Below are 6,521 nucleotides of genomic sequence, written 5' to 3'. Positions count from 1 at the left end.
TATAAAGAAGTGAAGGAAACCCCAGCTGAGCCTAAGGGTAACGTCTACGTACACTATGTAGATACAGAAGGTAAGACCATCAAGTCAGATGTGACTGACGAAGATGCTCAACCAGTGGACAAGGACTACGACACAGTTGTAGACAACCGTCCACAAGAGATTGAATTCGAAGGCAAGACCTATGAATTGGTTCCAGCAGGTAACTACACAGTAGGTGAAGTGGATGACCAAGGTCACTTGAAGTCAACAGACCCAACAACTGGTAAAGTGATCGAAGGTGATAAGAATGTCACTTATGTATACAAACTGAAGGAAACCCCAGCTGAACCTAAGAAGGGTGAAGTCATCATCACTTACGTAGATGAAAATGGTAAGGAAATCGAAAAACCTCGTCAAGATACACCAAACTCACCGTATGATACACCATATAACACTACTGAGGAAGGTGAAAAACCGAATACTATCAAGACACCAGATGGTAAGACCTATAAGATCGTACCAAAAGGTGACTACCCAGTAGGTAAAGTTGACGAAGATGGACACTTGGAATCATCTGATCCAGTTAAAGGTAAAGTTGACAAACCAAAATCAACCATCACTTACGTTTATAAAGAAGTGAAGGGTAACGTCTATGTTCACTATAAGGATACAGAAGGAAATGAGTTGAAGCCTTCTGTAACGGATGAAGAAAATCAACCGGTTGATAAGGATTACAACACAGTCGTAGATAACCGTCCACAAACCATCGAAAAAGATGGTAAGACTTATGAATTGGTTCCAGCAGGTAACTACACTGTTGGTGAAGTGGATGACCAAGGTCACCTCAAGTCTAGCGACCCTACAACAGGTAAAGTGATTGAAGGCGATAAGAATGTTACTTACATTTACAAACTTGTGAAGTCACCAGACAAGCCTGTAGAGCCAACTCCAGACAAGCCTGTAGAGCCAACTCCAGACAAGCCTGTAGAACCAACTCCAGATAAGCCTGTAGAACCAACACCAGATAAACCAGTGGACCCAACACCAGGTAAACCAGTGAATCCAACACCAGGTAAACCAGTGGACCCAACACCAGGTAAACCGGTGGATCCAACACCAGGTAAACCAGTGGATCCAACACCAGGTAAACCGGTAGATCCAACACCAGGTAAACCAGTGGACCCAACACCAGGTAAAGGACAACTTCCAAATACTGGTGAAACTACATCTGTAGGATCAACTGTGCTCGGACTAGTTGCAGGCCTTGTAGGATTCGTGGCATTTGGTCGTCGAAAAAAAGAAGACGAAAAATAATTCTTCTTTCTTTGGTGAAAGATTGATTTTGCTGAATTCCAAATAGCAAGGTCTACTCGATGACTAGAAAAGGTTTTATGGCCTTGAAAAAGGGGATGATGCATCCCCTTTTTTAGACCAGTCAATCACTTTAGTTATCACAATGAGATTTTTATAATAGGAGCCTCAAGTTCTAAACAGGTTAAAAGCTACAACCTGTTTGTCTCAAGAGGCTCTTTTTGATAGGCAAGAAAGTTATACAACTTCATTAATTTGGAATGTGGAAAGGAAGTTCTACTTTTGGGGGAATCACCTATCCATACGAGCTGGCATACTCAGAAATGGTCAATAGAAAAGTATGAGGTAAAATAATCGATTTTAAGACGACAAGATAGAATTTTTTTGATAGATATCACTATATAAAAAACGCTTTTTGTGGTAAAATAATACAGATCATAAAAGGAGTGACAAAATGGTAGAACCTAAGTATAAACGTATTTTAATTAAGTTATCAGGTGAAGCGTTAGCCGGTGAACGGGGTGTCGGAATTGATATCAAAACGGTTCAAAAGATGGCCCTTGAAATCAAAGAAGTTCATGACCTTGGAATTGAAATTGCTCTCGTCATTGGTGGAGGCAACCTCTGGCGTGGAGAACCTGCGGCGGAAGCAGGTATGGATCGCGTTCAAGCAGATTACACTGGAATGCTTGGAACAGTTATGAACGCCTTGGTGATGGCAGATTCTCTTCAACAAGTTGGAGTGGATACGCGTGTTCAAACAGCGATTGCTATGCAACAAGTTGCTGAGCCTTATATCCGTGGCCGTGCCCTTCGTCACTTAGAAAAAGAGCGCATCGTCATCTTTGGAGCGGGAATTGGTTCTCCATACTTCTCAACAGATACAACGGCTGCTCTTCGTGCTGCTGAAATTGAAGCCGACGCAATCTTAATGGCCAAGAATGGTGTCGACGGCGTTTATAATGCTGATCCAAAGAAAGACAAGACAGCTGTGAAGTTTGAAGAATTAACTCACCGTGATGTCATCAATAAAGGTCTTCGTATCATGGACTCGACGGCATCAACCATCTCAATGGACAATGATATTGACTTGGTAGTCTTTAACATGAATGAGCCAGGTAACATCAAACGCGTTGTCTTTGGAGAAAATATTGGTACGACCGTTTCAAATAATGTAGAAAAATAAGGAAGTTAGAGGAATAAAATGGCAAATCCAATCGTAGAAAAAGCAAAAGAAAGAATGACTCAGTCTCACCAAAGTTTGGGACGTGAATTTGGAAGTATCCGTGCAGGCCGTGCAAATGCAAGTCTCTTGGATCGTATCTATGTTCAATATTACGGAGTTGATACACCATTGAATCAAATTGCATCTATCACGATTCCAGAAGCTCGTGTGATGTTGATTACACCTTTTGACAAATCTTCATTGAAAGACATCGAGCATGCTTTGAATGCTTCTGATCTTGGTATTACTCCGGCTAATGATGGATCTGTTATCCGCTTGGTCATCCCAGCTTTGACAGAAGAAACTCGTCGTGACTTGGCCAAAGAAGTAAAAAAAGTTGGTGAAAATGCTAAAGTAGCCATCCGTAACATCCGTCGTGATGCTATGGATGAAGCTAAGAAACAAGAAAAAGCAAAAGAAATTACTGAAGATGAATTGAAGGGTCTCGAAAAAGAAATCCAAAAAGTAACAGATGATGCTGTGAAACATATCGATGAAATGACAGCACACAAAGAAAAAGAATTGCTTGAAGTCTAAACATTTCCAGCAGTTTACAGAGGAAATGAACTCAGTTGGCACTGCTGGCTGGGTTTTATTTCCATTAAAGGGCTATTGATTATCATTAGCCAGAAAGAAGGAAGAAATGAATACCAATCTCGCACATGATATCGTGGGCCTTGTTACGGATGAGAATGACCGCTTTTACTTTGTCCAAAAGGATGGGCAGACCTATGCCTTAGATAAGGCTGAAGGAGAGCATGCTCTTGGAGAATCCGTCAAAGGCTTTGCCTATACCGATATGAAGCAACGTTTGCGTTTGACCACTCTAGAAGTTACAGCACGTCAGGACCAATTTGGCTGGGGGACAGTGACAGAAGTTCGTAAGGACCTGGGTGTTTTTGTCGATACGGGCTTACCAGACAAGGAAATCGTCGTCTCTCTTGATATCCTGCCAGAAATCAAGGATCTGTGGCCGAAAAAAGGTGATAAACTCTTTGTTCGTCTGGAAGTCGATAAAAAAGACCGGATCTGGGGTGTCTTGGCTTACCAAGAAGACTTCCAACGGATTGCCCGTCCAGCCTACAATAACATGCAGAACCAAAACTGGCCGGCTATCGTCTATCGTTTAAAACTTTCAGGGACCTTTGTTTATCTACCTGAGAACAATATGTTGGGCTTTATCCATCCAAGTGAGCGCTATGCCGAACCTCGTTTGGGACAAGTCCTTGATACTCGGGTTATTGGTTTCCGAGAGGTGGATCGGACCTTGAACTTATCCTTGAAGCCACGCTCGTTTGAAATGCTGGAAAATGATGCACAGATGATTTTGGCATATTTAGAAAGCAATGGAGGCTTTATGACCTTGAATGATAAGTCCTCCCCAGAAGAAATTAAGGCAATCTTTGGCATTTCCAAGGGGCAGTTCAAAAAAGCTCTGGGAGGCTTGATGAAAGCAGGGAAAATCACACAGGATGCCTTTGGTACAGAATTAAAATAAAGGGAGTTCTATGCGAAAATCATTTTATACTTGGCTGATGACTGAGCGCAATCCCAAAAGCAATGCTCCCAAGGCCCTTCTGGCAGATCTGGCCTTTCATGAGACAGCCTTTCCAAAGCATACAGATGATTTTGATGAGGTGAGTCGCTTTCTGGAAGAGCATGCCAGTTTCTCCTTTAATCTAGGAGATTTTGATGCAATTTGGGAAGAATACCTAGGTCATTAAGCACAAGAAAAACAAAGTGGGCCGGGGATGGTCAATTCTCGGTCTCTTTGTTATAATAGAGAAAACTTACAGAAATAGAGAGGTTCTTTATTTGAAAGAACATTCAATTGATATTCAATTAAGTCATCCAGATGATCTCTTCCATTTATTTGGATCCAATGAACGTCACTTGCGCTTGATGGAGCAAGAGTTGGATGTGGTGATCCATGCCCGAACAGAAATTGTCCAGGTCATCGGTCAAGAAGAGGATTGTGAAAAAGCTAGACAAGTTATTGAGGCTTTGCTAATCTTGGTGAATCGTGGCATGACTATCGGGACGCCGGATGTCGTAACAGCTATTCAAATGGTTCGTAATGATGAGTTGGATAAGTTTGTTGCCTTGTATGAAGAAGAAATCATCAAGGATAGCTACGGCAAGCCCATTCGGGTCAAAACACTGGGTCAAAAGATTTATGTGGATAGTGTCAAGCACCATGATGTCACCTTCGGGATTGGACCAGCGGGGACTGGTAAGACCTTTCTAGCGGTGACCTTGGCAGTGACCGCCCTCAAGCGTGGTCAAGTCAAGCGGATCATTTTGACACGTCCAGCTGTAGAAGCAGGAGAAAGCCTTGGTTTCCTTCCAGGGGATCTCAAGGAAAAGGTAGACCCTTATCTACGTCCAGTTTATGATGCCCTCTACCAAATCTTGGGCAAGGACCAGACCACTCGGATGATGGAACGGGAGATTATTGAGATTGCTCCTTTAGCTTATATGCGGGGTCGGACCTTGGATGATGCTTTCGTCATTCTCGATGAAGCGCAAAATACAACCATCATGCAGATGAAGATGTTCTTGACCCGTCTTGGTTTTAACTCCAAGATGATTGTCAATGGAGACACCAGCCAGATTGACCTACCTCGAAATGTCAAATCCGGCTTGATTGATGCCCAGGAGAAATTAAAAAATATTTCTCAGATCGACTTTGTGCATTTCTCTGCTAAGGATGTTGTTCGCCATCCTGTTGTAGCAGAAATCATTCGGGCCTACGAGCCAATCCCAAATCCAGTGCTCAAAGAAAAACTGGATGTGGAAGAAGAAGCAGAATAAAAAGGCAAAGATCTTGTGATCTTTGCCTTTTTAATGTCAGAAATTATACTAATTCGTCGATTGGTGTGAAGTCGCGCTCTAGGCCTTCTGCAACCGGTTGGCTAGTGATGTGGCCTTGATAAGTAGTAACCCCTTGGCTTAAGCCTTCATCAAGGGCGATAGCCTTATGGAACCCTTTGTCAGCTAAAGCTTCCACATAAGGAAGAGTTACGTTGGTAAGGGCGATGGTAGACGTGCGAGCGACAGCACCTGGAATATTGGCAACGGCATAGTGGAGCACGCCATGTTTTTCGTAAACAGGCTCCGTGTGAGTAGTCACACGGTCTGCTGTCTCAATAACCCCACCTTGGTCAACTGCAACGTCGACGATTACAGAACCTGGACGCATTTGTTTGACCATATCGTCCGTCACTAATTTTGGAGCTTTTGCACCAGGAATCAAGACAGCCCCGATGACAACATCAGCATCACGGACACTGGCTTCAATATTAAATGGGTTGGACATGAGGGTTTGGATTTGGTGACCGAAGACATCTTCTAGAACAGACAAACGTTTGGCGCTGATATCCAAGATGGTGACTTGGGCACCGAGTCCAAGAGCGATACGAGCTGCATGGGTTCCAACGACCCCACCTCCGATAATGGTGACTTTTCCTTTAGGAACACCAGGTACACCACCTAAGAGAACGCCTGATCCTCCTTCTTGTTTGGTCAAGAAGTGTGCCCCGATTTGCACAGCCATCCGTCCAGCAACCTCACTCATTGGGACCAAGAGTGGTAATTGTCCTTCAAGGTCTCGCACTGTTTCGTAAGCTACCCCAGTTGTCTTAGCAGCGACCATGGCATCTGCTAACTCAGGAGCAGCAGCCATGTGTAAGTAGGTGAAGAGCAAGAGGTCTTCACGAAGGAAGCCGTATTCTTCGGCGAGGGGTTCCTTTACTTTGACGACCAATTCAGCTGCCCAAGCTTCTGCAGCAGTGGCAACGATAGTTGCCCCTTGTTTTGTGTAATCTTCATCTGCAAAGCCAGAACCAAGTCCAGCGTTGGTTTCCACCAAAACTTGATGGCCCTTGCCCACCAAGCTGTGTACGCCAGCTGGTGTCAAACCGACCCGATTTTCGTTGTTTTTTATTTCTTTTGGAATACCAATTAACATTGTTTTCTTCTCCTTGCTTGAATATAGGTGTAAAAA

7 protein-coding genes are annotated in these 6,521 nt (G+C 43.6%); 6 read left to right on the top strand and 1 reads right to left on the bottom strand.

Features of this window, described 5'->3' with window-relative positions; genetic code table 11:
• The 6 genes from DW738_RS05090 to DW738_RS05065 all read left to right on the top strand — a co-directional run.
• On the top strand, window positions 1-1,293 hold a 1,293-nt coding region (locus tag DW738_RS05090), incomplete at its 5' end, for a MucBP domain-containing protein (RefSeq protein WP_123160518.1).
• Between the two features lie 451 nt (window positions 1,294-1,744).
• Complete coding sequence (gene pyrH, locus DW738_RS05085; RefSeq protein ID WP_006595852.1) at window positions 1,745-2,476, top strand: UMP kinase; 732 nt, start codon at window positions 1,745-1,747, stop codon at window positions 2,474-2,476.
• 18 nt (window positions 2,477-2,494) lie between these two features.
• Complete coding sequence (gene frr / locus DW738_RS05080) at window positions 2,495-3,052, top strand: ribosome recycling factor (protein ID WP_023023992.1); 558 nt, start codon at window positions 2,495-2,497, stop codon at window positions 3,050-3,052.
• Between the two features lie 106 nt (window positions 3,053-3,158).
• Window positions 3,159-4,013, top strand: coding sequence for an RNA-binding virulence regulatory protein CvfB (cvfB, locus tag DW738_RS05075; RefSeq protein WP_123160500.1), 855 nt, complete (start codon window positions 3,159-3,161; stop codon window positions 4,011-4,013).
• Window positions 4,014-4,023: 10 nt separating this feature from the next.
• Complete coding sequence (locus DW738_RS05070) at window positions 4,024-4,239, top strand: YozE family protein (protein ID WP_023023987.1); 216 nt, start codon at window positions 4,024-4,026, stop codon at window positions 4,237-4,239.
• A 91-nt stretch (window positions 4,240-4,330) separates the two neighbouring features.
• Window positions 4,331-5,329, top strand: coding sequence for a PhoH family protein (locus DW738_RS05065; RefSeq protein ID WP_207801999.1), 999 nt, complete (start codon window positions 4,331-4,333; stop codon window positions 5,327-5,329).
• A gap of 43 nt (window positions 5,330-5,372) precedes the next feature.
• Here DW738_RS05065 and ald read toward each other — a convergent pair whose 3' ends face one another.
• A complete protein-coding gene (gene ald / locus DW738_RS05060; RefSeq protein ID WP_123160498.1) occupies window positions 5,373-6,485 on the bottom strand; it encodes an alanine dehydrogenase in 1,113 nt (370 codons plus the stop codon).
• Between the last annotated feature and the right edge of the window lie 36 nt (window positions 6,486-6,521).

It is taken from the genome of Streptococcus sp. AM28-20, assembly GCF_003603595.1.
Taxonomy (GTDB): domain Bacteria; phylum Bacillota; class Bacilli; order Lactobacillales; family Streptococcaceae; genus Streptococcus; species Streptococcus ilei.
The sequence above is the reverse complement of the archived record's forward strand: the minus strand, read 5'-3'. Positions and strand labels throughout refer to the sequence as shown.

What these genes read in the sequence shown, in the direction of transcription:
- pyrH (WP_006595852.1), top strand. Translation starts at nt 1,745, where the DNA reads ATGGTAGAACCTAAGTATAAACGTATTTTAATTAAGTTATCAGGTGAA.
- cvfB (WP_123160500.1), top strand. Translation starts at nt 3,159, where the DNA reads ATGAATACCAATCTCGCACATGATATCGTGGGCCTTGTTACGGATGAG.
- ald (WP_123160498.1), bottom strand. Translation starts at nt 6,485, where the DNA reads ATGTTAATTGGTATTCCAAAAGAAATAAAAAACAACGAAAATCGGGTC.
- frr (WP_023023992.1), top strand. Translation starts at nt 2,495, where the DNA reads ATGGCAAATCCAATCGTAGAAAAAGCAAAAGAAAGAATGACTCAGTCT.
- DW738_RS05070 (WP_023023987.1), top strand. Translation starts at nt 4,024, where the DNA reads ATGCGAAAATCATTTTATACTTGGCTGATGACTGAGCGCAATCCCAAA.